The 18,445-nt window shown below is 68.3% G+C and carries 18 protein-coding genes; 5 read left to right on the top strand and 13 right to left on the bottom strand.

Going from position 1 to position 18,445, the window contains the following annotated elements; translation table 11 throughout:
• The first annotated feature begins 22 nt into the window (after nt 1–22).
• A complete protein-coding gene (locus EV644_RS05540; protein ID WP_132188243.1) occupies nt 23–1,306 on the top strand; it encodes a vanadium-dependent haloperoxidase in 1,284 nt (427 codons plus the stop codon).
• 38 nt (nt 1,307–1,344) lie between these two features.
• Here the strand turns inward: EV644_RS05540 and EV644_RS05545 are convergent, their stop codons facing one another.
• The 4 genes from EV644_RS05545 to EV644_RS05560 all read right to left on the bottom strand — a co-directional run bounded on the left by EV644_RS05545 (nt 1,345) and on the right by EV644_RS05560 (nt 5,086).
• Nucleotides 1,345–1,770 (bottom strand): DUF6326 family protein, encoded by a 426-nt coding sequence (locus EV644_RS05545; RefSeq protein ID WP_132188242.1) that lies wholly within the window; start codon nt 1,768–1,770, stop codon nt 1,345–1,347.
• Nucleotides 1,771–2,478: 708 nt separating this feature from the next.
• The gene (locus EV644_RS05550; protein ID WP_132188241.1) at nt 2,479–3,453 is read right to left on the bottom strand and encodes a DUF3500 domain-containing protein; all 975 of its coding nucleotides are present in this window, start codon (nt 3,451–3,453) and stop codon (nt 2,479–2,481) included.
• The gene (locus EV644_RS05555; protein ID WP_132188240.1) at nt 3,444–4,124 is read right to left on the bottom strand and encodes a histidine phosphatase family protein; all 681 of its coding nucleotides are present in this window, start codon (nt 4,122–4,124) and stop codon (nt 3,444–3,446) included. Before EV644_RS05555 ends, EV644_RS05550 begins: the two co-directional genes overlap by 10 nt.
• Nucleotides 4,115–5,086, bottom strand: coding sequence for a cobalamin biosynthesis protein (locus tag EV644_RS05560; RefSeq protein WP_241998038.1), 972 nt, complete (start codon nt 5,084–5,086; stop codon nt 4,115–4,117). The genes EV644_RS05555 and EV644_RS05560 overlap by 10 nt, the downstream gene beginning before the upstream one ends.
• 100 nt (nt 5,087–5,186) lie before the next feature.
• Between EV644_RS05560 and EV644_RS05565 the strand changes: the two genes are divergently transcribed.
• Genes EV644_RS05565 through EV644_RS05575 form a run of 3 tightly spaced genes read left to right on the top strand, consistent with a single transcriptional unit; the run spans nt 5,187 to nt 7,926 of the window.
• On the top strand, nt 5,187–5,999 hold the full coding sequence (locus EV644_RS05565) for a serine hydrolase (protein WP_132188238.1): 813 nt from the start codon (nt 5,187–5,189) through the stop codon (nt 5,997–5,999).
• Complete coding sequence (locus EV644_RS05570) at nt 5,996–7,063, top strand: mandelate racemase/muconate lactonizing enzyme family protein (protein WP_132188237.1); 1,068 nt, start codon at nt 5,996–5,998, stop codon at nt 7,061–7,063. The genes EV644_RS05565 and EV644_RS05570 overlap by 4 nt, the downstream gene beginning before the upstream one ends.
• Nucleotides 7,060–7,926 (top strand): C40 family peptidase, encoded by an 867-nt coding sequence (locus EV644_RS05575; protein WP_132188236.1) that lies wholly within the window; start codon nt 7,060–7,062, stop codon nt 7,924–7,926. The genes EV644_RS05570 and EV644_RS05575 overlap by 4 nt, the downstream gene beginning before the upstream one ends.
• Before the next feature lie 121 nt (nt 7,927–8,047).
• Here EV644_RS05575 and EV644_RS05580 read toward each other — a convergent pair whose 3' ends face one another.
• From EV644_RS05580 to coaE, 9 genes are all read right to left on the bottom strand, one after another.
• The gene (locus tag EV644_RS05580) at nt 8,048–9,202 is read right to left on the bottom strand and encodes a TerC family protein (protein ID WP_132188235.1); all 1,155 of its coding nucleotides are present in this window, start codon (nt 9,200–9,202) and stop codon (nt 8,048–8,050) included.
• A gap of 254 nt (nt 9,203–9,456) precedes the next feature.
• Nucleotides 9,457–9,813, bottom strand: a complete 357-nt coding sequence (locus tag EV644_RS05585) for an MmcQ/YjbR family DNA-binding protein (protein WP_199239665.1) — start codon at nt 9,811–9,813, stop codon at nt 9,457–9,459.
• A gap of 3 nt (nt 9,814–9,816) precedes the next feature.
• Nucleotides 9,817–10,197, bottom strand: a complete 381-nt coding sequence (locus EV644_RS05590) for a VOC family protein (RefSeq protein ID WP_132188234.1) — start codon at nt 10,195–10,197, stop codon at nt 9,817–9,819.
• Nucleotides 10,198–10,328: 131 nt separating this feature from the next.
• Nucleotides 10,329–12,434, bottom strand: coding sequence for an excinuclease ABC subunit UvrB (gene uvrB / locus EV644_RS05595; RefSeq protein ID WP_132188233.1), 2,106 nt, complete (start codon nt 12,432–12,434; stop codon nt 10,329–10,331).
• 70 nt (nt 12,435–12,504) lie between these two features.
• Nucleotides 12,505–13,272 carry a hypothetical protein gene (locus tag EV644_RS05600; RefSeq protein ID WP_132188232.1) on the bottom strand — a complete coding sequence of 256 codons (768 nt, stop codon included), beginning with the start codon at nt 13,270–13,272 and terminating at the stop codon, nt 12,505–12,507.
• 49 nt (nt 13,273–13,321) lie between these two features.
• Entirely contained in the window at nt 13,322–14,329 is a 1,008-nt protein-coding gene (locus tag EV644_RS05605; protein WP_132188231.1) for a hypothetical protein, read from the bottom strand.
• Entirely contained in the window at nt 14,326–15,378 is a 1,053-nt protein-coding gene (locus tag EV644_RS05610) for a hypothetical protein (protein ID WP_132188230.1), read from the bottom strand. Before EV644_RS05610 ends, EV644_RS05605 begins: the two co-directional genes overlap by 4 nt.
• Nucleotides 15,375–16,550: a PrsW family glutamic-type intramembrane protease gene (locus EV644_RS05615; protein WP_241998037.1), complete on the bottom strand. Its 1,176-nt coding sequence runs from the start codon at nt 16,548–16,550 to the stop codon at nt 15,375–15,377. The genes EV644_RS05610 and EV644_RS05615 overlap by 4 nt, the downstream gene beginning before the upstream one ends.
• A 174-nt stretch (nt 16,551–16,724) precedes the next feature.
• Nucleotides 16,725–17,444, bottom strand: coding sequence for a dephospho-CoA kinase (gene coaE, locus EV644_RS05620; RefSeq protein ID WP_370451423.1), 720 nt, complete (start codon nt 17,442–17,444; stop codon nt 16,725–16,727).
• Nucleotides 17,445–17,487: 43 nt separating this feature from the next.
• Here coaE and EV644_RS05625 point away from each other — a divergent pair, with 43 nt between their 5' ends.
• Nucleotides 17,488–18,432 carry a phosphotransferase gene (locus tag EV644_RS05625; RefSeq protein ID WP_241998036.1) on the top strand — a complete coding sequence of 315 codons (945 nt, stop codon included), beginning with the start codon at nt 17,488–17,490 and terminating at the stop codon, nt 18,430–18,432.
• Nucleotides 18,433–18,445 lie beyond the last annotated feature (13 nt).

Consider the following 18,445-nt stretch of genomic DNA (forward strand, 5'->3'; position numbering starts at 1 on the left):
CTTACTACTGAAGGAGACAGCCATGCGTTCCAAGGCCTGGAAACTCCTGGTCATCCTGGTCACAGCCGGCCTCGCCACCCCTGCACTCACCACCTCCGCGACGGCCACCTCGAGCCAGTCGGTCGCCACCGCCCGGTCCAGTCCGGCGGTCATCACCCACTGGAACACGATCGCCGCACGGACGATCTTCACCGAGAACGCCACCCCCCTCCCGTCCTCGACCCTGTACTTCGGGTTCGTCTCGCTCGCCGTGTACGACGCGGTGGTCGCGATCGAGGGTGGCTACGAGCCCTATCTGCACCAACCCAAGGTCCGCGGCCGGGCGTCGTCCGAAGCGGCGGCCGCGACAGCGGCGTACCGGGTGCTGAAGTACTACTTCCCAGCCTCCGCGACGAACCTCGCGACCGACTACCGGCTGTCCCTCGCCGCGATCCCCGACGGCAGCGCGAAGGAGCGCGGCAAGGAGGTCGGCGAGCAGGCGGCCGCCACGATGATCCGGGCGCGGCAAGGCGACGGCAGGAACGCTCCTATCACCCTGACCACGGTTCCCGCGCCGGGCGTGTGGCGACCGACACCTGACGCCTTCGCTCCGATGCTGGTGCCGTGGCTCGGGTTCGTCCAGCCGCTCGCGCTGCGCTCCCCCACCCAGATCAAGCTGCACGGACCTGACAGCCTGAAGTCGAAGGCCTACGCGCGGGACTTCGCCGAGGTCAAGGCGAAGGGTGCGCTGACCGGCTCCACCCGGACGCCCGCACAGACCGAGACCGCCTTGTTCTGGAACGCCAACGCGATCCTGCAGTACCAGCAGGCTCTACAGGATCAGGTGACCAAGCGAGGCTGGGGCATCGTCAGGAGCGCTCGGGCATTCGGCCTGCTTGGCGGCGGTACGGCCGATGCGGCGATCTCCTGCTGGCGGGCGAAGTACGACTATGCCTTCTGGCGGCCGATCACGGCGATCCGGTTGGCCGACACCGACGGCAACCGGGCCACCAAACCTGATCCGGCTTGGGCGTCGCTGGTCCAGACCCCGCCGTATCCCGACTACGTCAGCGGACACGCGTGTGCCACCGGCGCGGCCAGCGAAACCTTCGGGAAGCTGTTCGGCAAGCGGTCCTTGGATCTCGTGGTGAGCTCGACGGTGACCGGTACGACCCGGCACTTCAACAGCACCAAGGCACTCGACGCCGAGACCATGGACGCCCGGATCTGGCTCGGCCTGCACTTCCGCCGCGCCATGACCGACGGCAACGGCCTCGGCCACGCCGCAGCCAGTTGGATGATCAACCACGAACTCCAGCGCCGCTGACTCTGGCGCACTGGATGGGGTGACCACCCGACCCTACGTCAGGGCCGGGTGGTTGCCTTGGGCCAGGTCCACGCGTGGTGGATCACGAGCGCGAGCAGGATCGTCTCGATGGCGCTGCCGAGGATGTAGTAGTTCCACTCGCCGACAGCGCTACCGATGACGGTCAGACCGTAGCCTGCGGCAACGATCATGTTGGCGACGCGATTCGTGCGTGGGCGCATGACCAGCGTCAGGTAGACCATCAGGCTCGGGATCACGATGTAGAGCGTGGTGGAGAAGAGGAACGTCTGGTTGATGTCGAAGGCCGAGAGCTTCTCCACCTCGAGGTCGGCCCGGACATCCGGTCGATAGAGCGAGAACAGATCGACGTACGCGAAGACGAACAGCATCGCGACCCACAGCGCCGAGATCCGCAACCTCGTATCGATCCGGCCGGAATCGCTGTAGGTAATGGCACTCGTCATGTTCGGTTGCCCCCTCGTCCGCGTCAGCCTGTCGGCGACCCGCCACCAACGCTAGTGAGCACCCGCAGCCCGGACCATCAGGAATCCGCTGACCACCCCCTGATTCGCCCGCCGTGATGCCTGGTGGGTGGGTAGCCCGGACCGCCGGCACTCACCAAGCACGCCCGAACCCCCGACGCGCCGCCTGGCAACACACAGTCCGCGACCTACCGGCGAGATTGCTGAGTGGTGCCCGTCCGCTGGACACCCAGCCCGGCGCTCACGCGCCGAGGGCGCACCTGTCGCGGCGAGAGGTGGCCGGGTGGGGCGAGTTCCGGGTTTGGTGTACGGAGCGACAGGTAGTGCTGGAATGTTCGCCAGGATCTGAGCGGGTGTGCCGCGTGCTGGGTCCACCTTGCGGCGAGGACTTCCTGTCCCTCGGTACGGGATGAGCGGATGGGCATCTGCGCAGGTCCGACGGATCAGCCAGAGACCACCGGATGACCTCAGCCCGCAGCCACCCGCCGATGGCTAATCGCCACAAGGCAACCTGCAGTGCTGCCCGACCAGCACGTCGTCGAGGCCGGGCGCCGGCTGCCCGTACGCCGAGCCAGCCCGCCATCATCGAGCGGGCGACGAACGAGACCGCAACCGCCCGGGTGGGCGAGAGCGGGTAGGGAGGAGCGACGGAGGAGCGAGCAGGCGTGCCGTCTGCGCGGGGTCGGCGTGCTAGTGGCGGCCCATCGCGTAATGGGCTGCTAGTAGGTCGGTTCCCCAGTCGTTGCGGAAGTCTCGCCAGACGGAGTGGATGTGGTTGGCGTCGTCCTGGGTGTTGTCGTACTCCGCCAGGAAGGTGGGGCCGGCGATCGAGTAGTAGTGACCGGCTCCTGGTTCGGTTGCGCCGGCCCAGGCGAAGGTGAGTCGTTCGATGCCCTGCTGGGTGATGTCTTGCCAGGTCTGCAGGCCGATCGGCCCGGCCGCTCGTCCGATGTACTGGCCGAGCAGCAGGCTGAAGATCTGCCGCTGCTCCGGGTTCAGCTCGCCGTACGGAAGGCCGCGGTGCAGCAGCGACGGATCGGCGATCGGGTCGTGGCGGGTGAGCATGTCGTGGGGTGCCTCGGCCGAGACGAGGGCGATCTCCAGTTGGCCCGGCTCCAGCGCGTGCAGCAACTGGAACCCGAGGTCCTGCTCGGCGGCGAGGAACCGCCGGCCGGTCTGCGGTCCGGACAGCACCATCGCGGGGTTCGAGCCGAAGAACTGCGGGGTGAACGAGATCGCGCCGTCCACGAATGTCAGGTGCAGCGCGATGTGGTGACCGTTGAGTCGCCAGGCCCACGGTTCCATCCCCGCCGGGTCGCCGAGGATCCGGAGGAAGAAGCGCTCCCCCACCGTGGTCCCGGCCCAGCCGCCGCTCTCCGCGACCGACAGCGGGTCGTCGAGCCCACGCAGGATGATCTCGGCCGCCATCACACCTCGCGCGTCGACCAGCGCACGCTCGCTGTACGCGAGCTCGAGCAGGCGCATCGCAAGCGCCTCCTGCGCCGCTGACAGCTCCGCCAACTGCAGTCCCGGCCGGTCGCCCGGCAGGTACGTCCAGTCCTGGTGGTCGGGAGTGTCAAAAGGCGCGGTGATCTTCGACCGCTGCGCAGGGTCGAGGCTCGCCAGTAGTTTCAGCGCCGCCTCGCGCGACTGCTCTACAACCATGCGGATCGCTCCCGTTGGGTCGGTTCGTACTCGGTCCAGTGCTCGAACGGCCGGTCCAGCTTGTAACGGTAGTCGGGTTGGCGCAGCAGCACCCGGGTCTCGGCGTTGTCCGGGTTGCGCAGGGTCTCGAAGAACTGCACCGACCAGTGGAACCAGCGCATGCAGAACAGCCGCATGGTCAGCCCGTGCGACACCAGCAGCACGTTGCGCGGCGAGTCAGGGGTCTCGAAGTCGCGGTGCATCGTCTCGAGAAAGCTCGACACCCGGTCGTACACGTCCGCGCCGGACTCCCCCATGGTGAACCGGTAGAAGAAGTGCCCGAAGTGGTCCCGCAGCGCTTTCTGCGCCTCGATGTCCTTGGTGTCCTGGAAGTTCGCCCAGTCCTGCTCGCGCAGCCGCGGTTCCTCTCGGACCTGGCTGATCAGGTCGTCCAGGCCGAGCGCGTCGAGCGTCTGCAGGGCCCGCTTGTACGGCGAGACGTAGACCCGGAGGGGCGCGTTCTCGAAGAGCGCGCGGAGTCCCTTCCCGGCTTCGGCCGACTGCTCCCGGCCGTGCTCGGTGAGCGGGATCGCGTGGTCCGGCACCCGTTCGAAGATCGACTTGTCCAGGTTCGCCTCGGACTCGCCGTGCCGGATCAACGCGATCCGCAACGGCCGCTGACTCAGGTGCACACCCGTTCCTCTCCTTGCGTCCGAAGAACTGCTGAGACGGGTCGCCACTTCTTCGGACGCAACGCCAGGATCGCGGCGGTCGCGGCGGCGGCGTACGAGACGCGCCTAGCAAGTGTGGCTGTACGCCGGATGTCCGCCACGGCCGGCGGGATTCCGTCGCCCAGGGTGCCGCGGTCCTCCACCTCGTCGCCGTAGGTGTTCGTGCCGCCGAGGCGCAGGCCGAGCGCCCCCGCGAAGGCGGCCTCGACCGGTCCGGCGTTCGGGCTCGGGTGTTTCGGGGCGTCGCGCTGCCAGATCCGCCAGACCTCCCGCGGCCGGCCCGAGACCGCGCCGGTGAGCACCGCACACGCACGAGCCGGCAGCAGGTTGACCAGGTCGTCGAACCGAGCCGAGGCCCAGCCGAAGTTCCGGTACTTCGCCGACTTGTACCCAACCATCGCGTCCAGCGTGTTCGCCGCGCGGTAACCGATCAGCCCGGGGATGCCGAGCAGGCCGCCCCACAGAAGCGGAGCCACGGCCGCGTCGGAGGTGTTCTCGGCCACCGACTCCACCGTCGCTCGGGCGAGCTCGTCCGCTTCCAGGTCGGTGGCGTCGCGGCTGCAGAGGTGTCCCAGTCTCGCCCGCGCCTGAGGAAGATCCTTCTCCTCCAGGAACCCGGCCATCACCTCGGCCTCGCGCTCCAGGCTGCGTCCGCCGAGCACAGCCCAGGTGGCAGCCGCCGTCAGCAGCGTCCGCGCGACGGGCCTGCCCTGCGTCAGCCGCTCGGCGACCACGCCGGCCGCTGTCGCCGACCCCACCAGCAGCACCGTGTACGCCGTACCGGCCGCGCGGGTGTCGTCGTACAGGCGGGTCTCGGCGCGAGCGGCGACCTGGCCGAACCCGGCCACCGGGTGGAGCCGGCGCGGGTCGCCCAGCAGCCGGTCGGCAGCGAAGCCGAGGAGGAGACCGAGTGTTCTGGACACGCCGGGAAGTCTGCCAGGCCCCGGCAAGATCCGCGTCGCACTGTCCACAGGCGTGAAGGCGTTGCGGCACTCGGGTGGGTGGTGTGGAAAAGTAACGATCATGGGAATTGCAGACCTCCTCGCCGGCGTCAGCGGGCGGGGCGATTTCGGCGTCTGGCTGGGCGGGCTCGACGGCCACGCGGTGTTCACACATGACGCCGACCGGGCGCACTACTCGGCGAGCACGATGAAGTTGCCGGTGGCGATGGCGATGATGCGCAAGGTCGAGGCGGCTGAGCTCGCGCTCGATCAGCCGGTGACGGTGCACAACGACTTCGCGTCCGCGGCCGATGGGCGGTTCGGGGTGAACTCGGCCGAGGACGAGGCGCCCGCGACCTGGGCGAAGCTGGGCGAGCAGGTGCCGCTCGGCTGGCTCGCCACCGAGATGATCACCAAGTCCAGCAACCTGGCGACCGACCTGGTGCTCGAACTCACCGGCGTGGACGCGGCGAACGCGGTGCTGGCGGAGTACGGATCGGGCGCGAGCGTGATCCGCCGCGGTATCGACGACGTCGGCGCCCAGGCGGCCAAGATCAGCAACTTGATGAGCCCGGCGGACCTGGCCGCGGTACTGGTTGCGGTGGGCAATGACAAGAGCGCCTCGGGTGAGTACGTGCGCGACCTGCTGGCCGGCAACACCTGGAACGGCGAGATCCCGGCCGGAGTACCGGAGGGCACTCGGGTCGAACACAAGAACGGGTGGGACCTGCGGATCCGGCACGACGGCGGCATTGTCCGGCCGCCGGACGCGGAGCCCTTCGTGCTCGTCGTGTGCACGACCTCGGACCTGGCCGACCAGGACGCGCAGAAGCTGATCGCCGCCATCGCCGCGGAAGCCTGGGACCACCGGCACGATCTGGAGGCTGTGCAGTGAAGATCACCACCCACCTGGTCTCGGCGCCGCTGCACACGCCCTTCGTCACCGCCTTGCGGACGGCCACGCACGCCGACTCGCTGCTGGTCGAGATCAGCGACGGCTCGGTCAGCGGCTGGGGCGAATGCCCACAGGTCTGGAAGGTGACCGGCGAATCACTCGCCGGCGCTCAGGCCTGCGTCGAAGGTCCGCTCACGACAGCGCTGGGCGACCTCGGACCGGACGACCTCACCGAGGCGCTGCGCCGGGTCCAGGGTGCGGTCCAGGCGAACTTCGGCGCCAAGGCCGCGGTGGACGTCGCCCTGCACGACCTGGCCGCGCGCCGTCGGGGTCAGACCCTGCACGGTTTCCTCGGGTCCACGGTCAGCGTGGTCCGGACGGACGTGACGCTGTCCGCCGGGGATCCGGAGGCTCTCGCCGCCGCTGGGGTGGCCCGGGTCGCCGACGGATTCGACGTACTCAAGGTCAAGGTCGGCACCGGCAACGCGGCCGCCGACTTCGAGCGCGTCCGCCGGATCCGCGAGGCGATCGGGCCCGAACCACGGCTCCGCCTGGACGCGAACCAGGGCTGGAACCGCCGCGACGCCGTCAGCGCGATCCGGGCGCTCGAGGATGCCGGTTGCGACATCGAACTCGTCGAACAACCGCTGCCGGCCCCCGACCTGGAGGGCATGGCCTGGGTCACCGACCGGGTCAGTACGCCGATCCTCGCCGACGAGTCCGTGTACGGCGTCCGGGACCTGGTGGCGGTGATCCGGCACGGCGCGGCGGACCTGGTGAACGTCAAGCTCGCCAAGTGCGGCGGACTCGGCCCGGCCCGGACCCTGCTGGAACTGGCCCGCGAGCACGGGCTCGGGTCGATCGTCGGCTCGATGATGGAGAGCCACGTCGGCGTCGGAGCGGCCGCCGCCCTGGTCTCGGCGTACCCGACAACGACGGTCAACGACCTGGACGCGGCGTGGTGGCTGAAGGAGGCTCCTGTGACCGGCGGCATCCGCTACGAAGGCTCGACGATCCACCTGCCTACGGGCGCTGGACTGGGCGTGACAGGCTTGACCGCATGAAGCTAGTTGCTGCCAAAGTCCCGGTCAGCACCGTGTGGACCTCACCCGATGCGCCGCGTGACATCGATGCCCCTGCGACCGCCGCCCAGCCCGATGTGGCTGCCTGGGCCAAGTCCATGGACACCGAGACCCGCCTGGGCCTGCACGGCCGAACCCTGACCCAACTCCTGTACGCCGAGCCGGTACTGGTCCGCTCCGAACGCGACGGCTGGTCCGAGATCCTCGCGCCGTGGCAGCCGTCCTCCGCCGACGACCTCGGATATCCCGGTTGGGTGCCGTCGAGTCACCTGGGTGAGCTGCCGAGCAGCGCCACCTCGCCGGTCGCCGTGACCGTGCCGTCCACCGAACTGCTCGCCGAGCCCGGCTCGGGATACGTCGCCGAGCTGTCGTTCGCGACCGTGCTCGCGTCTGTCGAGCAGGCCGACGGGTTCACCCGGGTGGCGCTGCCGGACGGTGGGCTCGGGTGGGTGGCGGATTCCGCGCTGCGTGCGGTGGAGTCGCCTGCAACGGCCGAGGACCGGATCCGGTTGGGGTCGTTGTTCCTGGGGCTCGAGTACCTGTGGGGTGGGACCTCGACGTACGGGCTGGACTGTTCGGGGCTGATCCACGCGGTGAGCCGGGTGCTCGGTCAGCGGATCCCGCGGGACGCGCACGACCAGGCCGCCGCGCTGGAGCAGATCCCGGTCGACGAGGCCAAGCCGGGAGACCTGTACTTCTTCGGTCGCCCGGGCAAGAAGATCCACCACGTCGGCTTCGTCTCCGCCGAAGGCATGCTGCACGCCTCCGAAACCGGCAAACGCCTGGAGAACGAACCCCTGCCCCCCGAGCGCCGAGAAACCCTGGTAACCGCCGCCCGCCTCTGAACCGGCACCCGGCGCAGCCGGGCTGCCGACCACGAGCAGGCGGGCGTGGTGCGGCGTCCGCTCTCCAACAAAGCAAGCGCCCGGTCCCCCGAAGGGGGCCGGGCGCATGGTGTTCAGGTGGTCAGGACTTCTTGGAGTTTGTTTGCTCCGGTTCTTGGATGCCTTCGATCTCGGCGCGGGTGGCTTCGTCGAGCTCGCCGCCGCCGGCCTGCGCGGCCAGCGTGTGGGAGTCGGTGGCCGAGACCTGCTCGGTCGCCGGGCTCGGGTCCGCAGAACCCTCGTCCGACTCGTCGTCGGCGGGCCGGGCCGGCATGCTGCGGGACTTGCGCAGGCTCAGGATCGTGGTGATGCCGAGCGTGATGATGATGAAGCCGAGCGAGACCCAGATCGGGATCTCCGGCGCCCAGCTGATGTGCTCGCCGCCGTTGATGAACGGCAACTCGTTCTCGTGCATCGCGTGCAGCACCAGCTTCACGCCGATGAAGGCGAGCACCACGGACAGCCCGAGCGACAGGTAGACCAGTCGGCGCAGCAGGTCGCCGAGCAGGAAGTACAGCTGGCGCAGACCCATCAGGGCGAACACGTTCGCGGTGAAGACCAGGAAGGGCTCCTGGGTCAGGCCGTAGATCGCCGGGATCGAGTCGAGCGCGAACAGCAGGTCGGTGGTGCCGAGCGCGATGATCACGATCGCCATCGGGGTGACGAGCCGCTTGCCGTTCTGCACCACGGTCAGCTTCACGCCGTTGTACTCGTCGGTGGCCTTCAGCCGGCGCTTGGCGAACCGGATGACCGCGTTCTCCTTGTAGTCCTCGTCGTCGTTCTCGCCCTGCCGGGCCAGGTGGACGGCGGTGTAGACCAGGAACGCGCCGAACAGGTAGAAGATCCAGGAGAACTGGTTGATCGCGGCCGCGCCGACGGCGATGAAGATGCCGCGGAAGAACAGCGCCAGGATGATGCCGACCAGCAGGGCTGTCTGCTGGTACTTCCTCGGCACCTGGAACCTGGCCATGATGATCAGGAAGATGAAGAGGTTGTCGACACTCAGGCTGTACTCCGTGAGCCAGCCGGCGAAGAACTCGCCCGCGTACTGCCCGCCGGAGAACACCCACACGCCGAGACCGAAGATGACCGCCAGCGATACGTAGAAGACGATCGCGGTAGCGGATTCCTTGGTGCTGGGCTCGTGCGGGCGGCGTCCGATGATGAACACATCGAAGGCCAGCAGGGCCAGCAGCAACCCGACGGTGATGTACCAGACATAGTCGGCAACGTGCACAGGAACCTCCGGAGCTCAGACGACAGTGGACTCCGAAGGTCTCTTCCGCCTGGCTCGATCAGTCGGGCCTGGCCGGCGGCACCGGGCGCGGGGGACAGAACCCTTGACCGTGATGACGATACCGCCGCGAAAGGAATACTCCCCTTCAACAGGACCCATTCTGGCTGGTTGGTGTCCGAGTCTCCAAATCGGGGACGGCGATTCCGCCTGTCGGGATGATCACGTCCTGCGACGGGAATAACCTGTCCGCGTAGTCAGGTTGTAACCGGTGGGCGTCTGGATTTCGGCAGTTTCGCCACGATGGTCTGGTACGACGTGTCCACCAGCTCGAGGATCTCGTCGTCGGGCACCGCGCCGCCGAGGCGCACGCTGTTCCACCCCGAGCGCCCGATGTAGGCACTCTTCGTGACGTCCTCGGGATAGGTCTTGACGAGCTCGTCGGCCTCCTCGCGGTTGTTGCCGCATTTGATCCCGACCGACTCGCCCCCACCGAGGAACGCGAAGATCTTGTCGCCTACCTTCGCCACGATGTCCCCCTCCCACGGCTCGTCCTGCCAGGCACCGGGCTTCCCAAGACAGTGCTCGAGCAACTCCTCCGCCGTCAGCCTCATCCCCTACCCCTGCCCTGCATCCCTGTGGTTCACGGCCTCGACGTTGTTGCCGTCGGGGTCGCGGACGTAGACGCCGTAGTAGGTCTCGTGGTACTCGGGCCACACGCGTGGTTCGTGCAGGATCTCGGCGTTCAGCTCCCGCGCCACGGCGTAGACCTGGTCGACGGTTGCCCGATCGGGAGCGGAGAAGGCGATGTGGATCTCCCGCTGGACCCCGCCCTGCGCCTTCCCGAGCCAGAACCTCGGCATCCCGTCCGGCCCGGCCAGCCCGAGCACATCCCCGTAGTCCATCACCACCGTGACTCCCAGTGGCGCCAGCAACCGCTCGTAGAACGCCCTGCTCGCCGCCAGGTCGTCACACTGCACCGACACGTGATCCAGCATCAGCCTCCCCTTCCGTCCCCCGATGCCTATCACGTACCGCGGACAATGGCTGAGCTTCGCGTCAAACAGCGAACCCCCACCGACGATGGGTCAGTGGGGGCTCGAGTACCGGTTGTCAGTTGGTGCAGGACCTACTTGGCGCCGGCGTTGACCATTTGGCGGAGTTCCTTCTTCAGTTCGGAGATCTCGTCGCGGTAGCGGGCGGCGACCTCGAACTGGAGCTCGGCGGCCGCGTTGTGCATCTGGTCGGTGAGTTGCTGGATCAGGTCGGCCAGGTCGGACGATGGCAGACCGCCGGCCAGCGCCTTGGCCTTCTCCCCCGCCTTCGCCTTGCCAGCACCGGGCACCGGAGCCTTGCCGCGGCTCTGGGTCCGCCCGCTGCCCAGCAGTTCGGCCGTGTCGGCGTCCTCGCGGGCGAGCATGTCGGTGATGTCCGCGATCCGCTTCCGCAGCGGCTGCGGGTCCACCCCGTGCTCGGTGTTGTAGGCGACCTGCTTGGCGCGGCGGCGGTTCGTCTCGTCGATCGCCATCTCCATCGACGGGGTGATCTTGTCCGCATACATGAACACGGCACCCGAGACGTTTCGCGCCGCACGGCCGATCGTCTGGATCAGCGACCGCCCGGACCGCAGGAAGCCCTCCTTGTCCGCGTCGAGGATCGCGACCAGCGACACCTCAGGCAGGTCGAGACCTTCTCGCAGCAGGTTGATGCCGACCAGTACGTCGTACTCGCCCATCCGCAGCTCGCGGAGCAGCTCGACCCGGCGCAGGGTGTCCACCTCGCTGTGCAGGTACCTGGTCCGGATGCCCATCTCGAGCAGGTAGTCGGTCAGGTCCTCGGACATCTTCTTGGTCAGCGTCGTGACCAGCACCCGCTCGTCCTTCTCGACCCGGAGCCGGATCTCGTGGATCAGGTCGTCGATCTGGCCCTTGGTCGGCTTCACGATCACCTCGGGGTCGATCAGACCCGTCGGCCGGATGAGCTGCTCGACGAACCCGTCGGACTTGTCCTGCTCGTACTGCCCCGGGGTCGCGGACAGGTAGACGGTCTGGCCGATCCGCTCGAGGAACTCCTCCCAGCGCAGCGGCCGGTTGTCCATCGCCGACGGCAGCCGGAAGCCGTGCTCCACCAGGGTCCGCTTGCGGGACATGTCGCCCTCGTACATCCCGCCGATCTGCGGCACGGTGACGTGCGACTCGTCGATCACCAGCAGGAAGTCTTCCGGGAAGTAGTCGAGCAGACAGTGCGGCGCGGTACCGGCCTCGCGGCCATCGGTGTGCCGGGAGTAGTTCTCGATCCCGGAGCAGGTGCCGATCTGGCGCATCATCTCGATGTCGTACGTCGTCCGCATCCGCAGCCGCTGTGCCTCCAGCAGCTGTCCGCCACGCTCCAGCTCGGCCAGCCGCTCCGCCAGCTCGGCCTCGATGCTGTTGATCGCGCGCTCCATCTTCTCGGGCGCGGTCACGTAGTGCGTCGCGGCACCGATGTAGAGCTCGTCCTCCTCGCTCAGCACCTCGCCGGTCAGCGGGTGCAGCGTCATCAGCCGCTCGATCTCGTCGCCGAAGAACTCCACCCGGACAGCCAGCTCCTGGTACACCGGGAAGACCTCGAGCGTGTCGCCGCGGACCCGGAAGGTGCCGCGGGTGCCGGCCAGGTCGTTGCGCGCATACTGCACGCCGACCAGCTTGCGGAGTAGACCGTCGCGGTCGGTCTCGTCCCCGACCTTCACGTGGATCATGCGGTTCAGGTACTCGTCGGCGGAGCCCAGGCCGTAGATGCAGGACACGGTGGCGACCACGACCACGTCGCGCCGGGTCAGCAGGGACCACGTCGCGGAGTGCCGGAGCCGCTCGACCTCCTCGTTGATCGAGGAGTCCTTCTCGATGTAGGTGTCCGTCTGCGGGACGTACGCCTCGGGCTGGTAGTAGTCGTAGTACGAGACGAAGTACTCGACCGCGTTCTCGGGGAAGAAGTGCCGCAGCTCGTTCGCGAACTGGGCGGCGAGCGTCTTGTTCGGCTGCAGGATCAGCATCGGCCGCTGGATCTTCTCCGCGAGCCACGCGATCGTCGCCGTCTTACCGGTACCGGTCGCGCCCAGCAGCACCACGTCCTGCTCGCCCGCGTTGATCCGGCGCTCGAGCTCGGCGATGGCGGCCGGCTGGTCGCCGGCCGGGTCGAAGTCGGACACCACCTCGAGGGGGGCGACCATACGCTGGAGATCGGTGACCTGTCTCATGCCCTCCACCGTACGGCCCGCCGCAGACAGTTTCCCGTCCCAGCCCCTTCGCTAGCGGTGAACGGGCTGGTCAGAAGCTCTTTTCCAGGGTCCGGTTCATGTAGACCAGCTCCGTCACCCGCCGCTTGTAGACGCTGACCTCCAGGCCGGCGTCCGACGCGGTGATCGTGCCGGACCCGTCCTGGTACGCCGACACGAACCCCCGGAACGGGATGACCCTGCCGGTGGTGCTCTTCACGTTCGCGGAGTAGCTGAGCCAGTAGCAGGCCTTGAGCACCGGGTTCGTGCACTTCACCGGGTTGCCCTTGCTGATCCGGACGTCCTGCAGCGCGTTGGACTCGATGTCGACCAGGTGCTCGGCGAACGATTTGGCGGAGTCGTACATCTGCGTCTGGCGGACCCAGTAGTACCCGTCGATGAACCCGCGCCGCCCTGGGTCCGGCAGCAGGTAGTACTTGCCCGACATGGTCTTGTCCGTACCAGGCTGCCAGCCCTCCGCCGGGGTGAACCAGACGCCGCCCCCCACCTCGACCCCGGTGTCGTACCGGCCCTTGGTGATCTCCGGCTTGGTCGGCGTCGGCGGGGTGTAGAGCGTGCCGATCGGGTCTGGCGTGACGGAGTCCCCGGCGACAGGCGGAGACTGCTTCTCGTCGCCACCGCCTGTGACGAGGAGCACCACGCCGACCGCGATCAGCAGTACGGCCATCACAGCGCCGCCCATCACGATCCACTGGGTACGGCTGGACTTCGCCGGCCGGAACTGCGGCGGCCCCATCGGGCCGGGACCCCAACCACCCTGGGCAGGCGGTTGCTGCGGAGGTCCGTACTGCTGACTCATGAGCGCCCCTCGCGGTGTGTCATGGGATGTAGGCGGGGTGGAACCAACTTCACAGGCTGTCGACGACCGACTGCTTCATCGGGACGACATCGGCCTCGGCCTTCTGGGCGTAGTCGGAGCGGGTCCGGAAGTCCAGCGCGGTGACGATGCCGTCCTTGCGCCGGTAGGCCTCCGCCCAGCCCTGGATCTTGATGCCCTTGTCCGTGGAGGTGTAGGAGAGCGCGACGCACTCCACCAGGACGTCCTTCGAGCACGGCAGGCTCCGCACGGCGCCCAGGGCTGTGATGTCCTTCTGGGTCTCGCCCTCGATGATGCCGAGCACGTAGGCGTTCGCCGTGACGTTCTGCTTCTGCCGGACCCAGAGGAACGCCCGGGCCTCACCGTTCGGCGCGTACGTCGCCAACTGCTTGCCCACGGTCTCCTTCGCGACCACGCTCCAGCCGTCGGCCGGTACCACGGACACCCCGAACTGGACCGCGATCGCGTTCGGCGGCGGCGTGTACGTCGAGGCCTGCGGCGTGGTCACCGAGGCGGTCGGCGTCGGCGTGGGATCCGCCGAGTCGTCTCCCCCGGTCAGCAGGACCAGCGCCACCGCGACCAGCGCCACCACGGCGATCCCGGCCACGATCGGGATCAGCAGCGTCGGGACGGCCGGCTTCTTCTTCACCGGCTCGGGCCGGCGCAACGACGGCGGACCTACCTTCTCGCCCCACGGCGAACTGGTCTCCCGCGCAGGCCCCGAACCAGCGTGTACTCCGGTCTCGCCGGGCGCGGGTGCTCCTCCAAGCCCCGCGATGGCACCGGCAGGTCCGGTACCACCAGGAGCGCCACCCGCTACCGGACCGCCCGCGCCTGGACCCGTCGTACCGGCGGCACCCGAGCCCGCAGTACCAGGGTCGGACCATGGCGAGGCGGGCTTCGGCGGAACCTCCAGGGACCACGGGGACGGCGGCAGCTCGGGCTCGGCGGCGGCAGCCGCTGCCTCCGCCTCCGCGTCGTCGGACTCCGTCTTGCGGACCCAGGGGTTGCCCGGGCCCTTGTCCCGCTTGCCGCTCACTGGCTCTTGACGACCGACTGCAGCATCGCGGTCGAGTCCTTCTGGATGCTGGCTGCCTTGTCCTTGCGGCCGTACACCCGGATGATCGTCATCACGCCGTCGTTACGCTCGACCACGCCGACGAACCCGATCACCGGGATGCTGCCGTTCTGGCTGGTCGACAACGCCTCGTAGCTCTGGGTGGTGACGATCTTGACGTCGGTCTTGTCGTCGGGACCCGGCTTGAGCTCGCGCGGCTCGTTCGCCTTGAAGGTGCTCGAGGTGACGGCCTTCTTCTCGATCTCCAGCAGCTTCGGCAGCACCGTGGTGGTGGTCTCGTCCGGGTTCGCCTTGAACGCGTTCACCATGAAATAGGCCTCACTCTGCTTGAGCAGGTAGACGCCGGTGAACTTGTCCAGGCTCTTGCGCAGGTACCCCGGCTGCGGCTTCACGTAGACGCCCTCGGCGACCTCGATGCCCTCATCGACGTTCGTTGTCGGTTCGCCGGTGGGTTCAGTGGTCGGTTCGCCGGTCGGCTGACTCGTCGGCGCGGTGGTCGGTTCGGGGTTCGGCTGGACGTTGTCGTCCTCACCGCCGCCGAACACCAGGGCCAGTACGACACCGATGACCGCCACAGCGGCAAGACCTCCACCTGCGAGCAGGAGGATCTTGTTGCCGCCCTTGCCGCGGGTGCCCCCACCGTACGGCGGCTGACCGGCGTACTGCTGCTGCCCCGGGTACTGCTGGCCGGGGTAACCCTGCTGCTGCGGGTAGCCCGGGCCGGGGTACTGCTGCTGGCCCGGGTACTGCTGCGGCGGCGGCCCCTGCTGGTACGGCGGCTGTCCCTGGTAAGGAGGTTGCTGCGGCTGCCCCTGGTACGGCGGCTGGCCCGGCTGGCCGTAGCCCGGCGGCGCCTGTCGCGGCCGCCCAGGACCTGGCTGACCCTGCGGCGGTCCCTGCGGCTGCCCTTGGTATGGCGGCTGGCCCGGCCCGCCGTAGCCCGGCTGGCCTCCGTACGGCGGCTGTCCGGGCTGTCCGGGCTGTCCGTACGGCGGTTGCTGGTTGCTCATGCCTGCGTCTCCCCAGTGATTGCGTCGAAGCCGGCGGTCGGCGCACTCCCTTGCATCGCCACCCCGCGCTCGGACTTCGGCAGGGAGCGGACCGAGTTGCCACACGCGGAACAGAAGTCCGAGTTCGGCAGCAGCGGCATCTCGCAGCGCGAGCAGAACGCCAGCTCGCCGGAGGCATGGTTCGAGCCGCCGCGCGCGGCCGACTCCAGGGCCGCCTCGAGCAGCCCCTTGTGCAGCACGGTGCGGACCAGAATGATCAACGCGCCGAGCAGCAGCAGACCCCAGACCACGCCGAGGATCGCGCCGAGCGTGGAGCCGTGCCCGCCGACGAAGCCGAGCAGGTAGACGCCGCCCTGGAAGAGCGCGTTCACCACCATCGCCTGGATCAGGCCGGCCGCCCAGCGCGGGGTGAACCCGTCGTACTTCTCACCGAGCCCGGAGAACTCCGCGACCGCGAGGCCCGTCGCCGAACCGTAGATCAGCGGCTTCACGAAGCCCTGCAGCAGGACCACGGAGATCCAGGTGCCGGCGCTGCTGCCCGGACCGGCGAATCCGCCGCTGATCCAGCCCCAGTGCAGCACCAGCGTCTCGAAGCAGGCGTAACCCACACCCGCCACGACGCCGAAGGTGAACCCGTCCATCAGATCGTCGTACCGCGGCCGCGAGGCCAGGTAGATCGGGCCGATCTGGCGGATCAGCTCCGAGACGACCGGGACGAGCAGCATCAGGATCAGCAGGTCACGTCCGGCCGGACCGGCCGGGTTGCTGCCGATCGTGTCCGTGCTCAGGCCGATCTTGTCCGACCAGATCCAGGTGAACACCGCGGCCAGGACGCCGGTCAGCACGAACGCAGCGGCGACGACCGGTACCGGCTCGTCCTCCCACAGGTTCACGTCGTACAGGTAGAGGATGTAGACGATCGGAATGGCGAAGGCGGCCACCATGATCGCGACCGGCAGAGCGCCCAGCGCGGCCGTCACCACGGTCAGCAGCAGGGCGACGCCCAGTGCGACCTTGTAGGTGTACGGCTGCCGGCCGGCGCCCTGCGGCATGATCGTGGAGACGAGTTTGAACGAGGCCACCGGTTCATCCGGTCTGGCCGCGTACGCCTTCTTGCGCTGAGCATCCCCGGACTGCATGTCGTTGCCACAGCGATGGCAGAAGTGCGACACCTCGGGAACGTCAGAGCTACAGCGCGGACATTCCACGCCATCCTCCCAACGTTGGACTTGCGGACCGACGCGAGCGCGCGCCGAGGGGTGGTCAGGTCGGCCAGGCCTCAGCCGGACGAACCCGCACAGATTGTCGTACAGGTCGACCCGGATCCATCATTTCTCGCCCGGGGGTCACCCTTTCGTGTCCGGACCGTGCCCTGAACCCGCCGTATCCGGACCGTGTCCCGCCCGTCCGGACCCCTCTTCCGCCGCCCGCGCCGAGAGCTCCCGCCAGACCTCGTCGACGCGCCGATCCAGGTCCTCGAGACTCCCCGAGTTCTCCACCACCAGGTCAGCCACGGCCAGCCGCTCCTCGCGTGACGCCTGACTGGCGATCCGCGCTTTCGCCTCCTCGTCAGCCATTCCGCGCGCACCCGTCAACCGCTCGAGCTGCACCTCCGCCGGTACGTCGACCACCAGCACCAGGTCGAACTTGTCCGCCTGCCCGGTCTCCACGAGCAAGGGAATGTCGTGCACCACAACGGCATCGTCAGGCGCCCCGGCCTCGATCTCAGCCGCCCGAGCCCGAACCCGAGGATGCACAATCGCCTCCAGCTTCCGCCGGGCAACCTCATCCCCAAACACAATCCGCCCCACCGCCGGCCGATCCATCTCGCCCTCAGGCGTCAGCACATCCCCAAAGACCGCCACCACCTCGGCAAGCCCGTCAGTGCCCCGCGCAACCACTTCCCGCGCCAACACATCCGAATCAATCATCAAAGCCCCGCGCGCCGCCAACCGCGAGGACACAGCACTCTTCCCGGCCCCGATCCCACCAGTCAACCCAACTCTCAACACGCCCAGAACCCTAGCCCCCACCACGCGAACCCCGGCAAAAGCACCACCCCGCAGTACCGGATCACCCGAGAACCCCTCACGTCGTACAGTCGATCGGGTGTTTCCCAACGGCTTGTCAATGCTCTGGGAGTCGGTTGACGCCCGCCAGGCACTCCAGGAGAGGTTCGGCTTCCCGAGCTTCGACGCAGCGGCCGAATGGCTGACTGCCGTGCTGGACGAGACCTGGGCAGTTGGAGTAGAGACCTGCGACCGCATCGTCATCAGCGACCAGAACGCCATCGCCTGGGTCCACACCGACCACGGACACCTAGTCGTGAAGTGGTCCCGAGCCACAACCCAGTTCGCGAAGTTCGCCACCACAGCAGAACTCCTCCACGAACTGCACCAGCAGGGAATCCCGGTCGCGGCCCCGCTCACCGCCCTCACCGGCAAGCACCGTGAGGTAGTCGACGCCCCGGCTCGCCCGCTGTCCATGACAGTCCAACCGCACATCGACGGCACCTTGCTCGACACTTCTGACAACCAAGCGGTCTACGAAGCCGGCGTCACTCTGGCCGATCTCCATGCCGCACTGGCCGAGCACAAGACCGGCCCACGAGACGACCCACAACCCAAGCAGCGCCTCTTGAACTGGCTGGATTCAGAAGGCCCGGGCTTAGCACCAGAAGCCTCGGCCCGCCTCGCAGCACAGGTCGCCGCCCTGCCACCCCTCGACGTACAACCACAGCTGATCCACAGCGACTACCGCGCCTCCAACATCGTGATGTCAGGCACCGAGGTACTCGCCGTCCTGGACTTCGACGAGCTCGCGTGGAACTACTGCGTCCAAGACCTCGCGCAGACGTTGGTCGTCCTCGGCACCCACTTCACCAACTGGCAACCGACCCCACCCGCGGTACGCCGAACCTTCCTCGCCGGCTACCAGTCGATCCGCCCACTCACCAACGCCGAACACCAGTGGCTCGAAGCCCTGACCCTCCACCGCGCCATCCAGGCAATCCCACCCGGCGAAGACCCAGCCGGCTGGCGCAACGCCCTCTAGCAACCGCACCAGA

Origin of the sequence: Kribbella orskensis, from assembly GCF_004342085.1 — a bacterium.
In the GTDB taxonomy this organism is placed as follows: domain Bacteria; phylum Actinomycetota; class Actinomycetes; order Propionibacteriales; family Kribbellaceae; genus Kribbella; species Kribbella orskensis.

Excerpts from the sequence above, each read along its gene's own strand:
- EV644_RS05540 (WP_132188243.1), top strand. The coding sequence starts at position 23 with ATGCGTTCCAAGGCCTGGAAACTCCTGGTCATCCTGGTCACAGCCGGC.
- EV644_RS05545 (WP_132188242.1), bottom strand. The coding sequence starts at position 1,770 with ATGACGAGTGCCATTACCTACAGCGATTCCGGCCGGATCGATACGAGG.
- EV644_RS05550 (WP_132188241.1), bottom strand. The coding sequence starts at position 3,453 with ATGGTTGTAGAGCAGTCGCGCGAGGCGGCGCTGAAACTACTGGCGAGC.
- EV644_RS05565 (WP_132188238.1), top strand. The coding sequence starts at position 5,187 with ATGGGAATTGCAGACCTCCTCGCCGGCGTCAGCGGGCGGGGCGATTTC.
- EV644_RS05575 (WP_132188236.1), top strand. The coding sequence starts at position 7,060 with ATGAAGCTAGTTGCTGCCAAAGTCCCGGTCAGCACCGTGTGGACCTCA.
- EV644_RS05585 (WP_199239665.1), bottom strand. The coding sequence starts at position 9,813 with ATGAGGCTGACGGCGGAGGAGTTGCTCGAGCACTGTCTTGGGAAGCCC.
- EV644_RS05590 (WP_132188234.1), bottom strand. The coding sequence starts at position 10,197 with ATGCTGGATCACGTGTCGGTGCAGTGTGACGACCTGGCGGCGAGCAGG.
- uvrB (WP_132188233.1), bottom strand. The coding sequence starts at position 12,434 with ATGAGACAGGTCACCGATCTCCAGCGTATGGTCGCCCCCCTCGAGGTG.
- EV644_RS05600 (WP_132188232.1), bottom strand. The coding sequence starts at position 13,272 with ATGAGTCAGCAGTACGGACCTCCGCAGCAACCGCCTGCCCAGGGTGGT.
- EV644_RS05610 (WP_132188230.1), bottom strand. The coding sequence starts at position 15,378 with ATGAGCAACCAGCAACCGCCGTACGGACAGCCCGGACAGCCCGGACAG.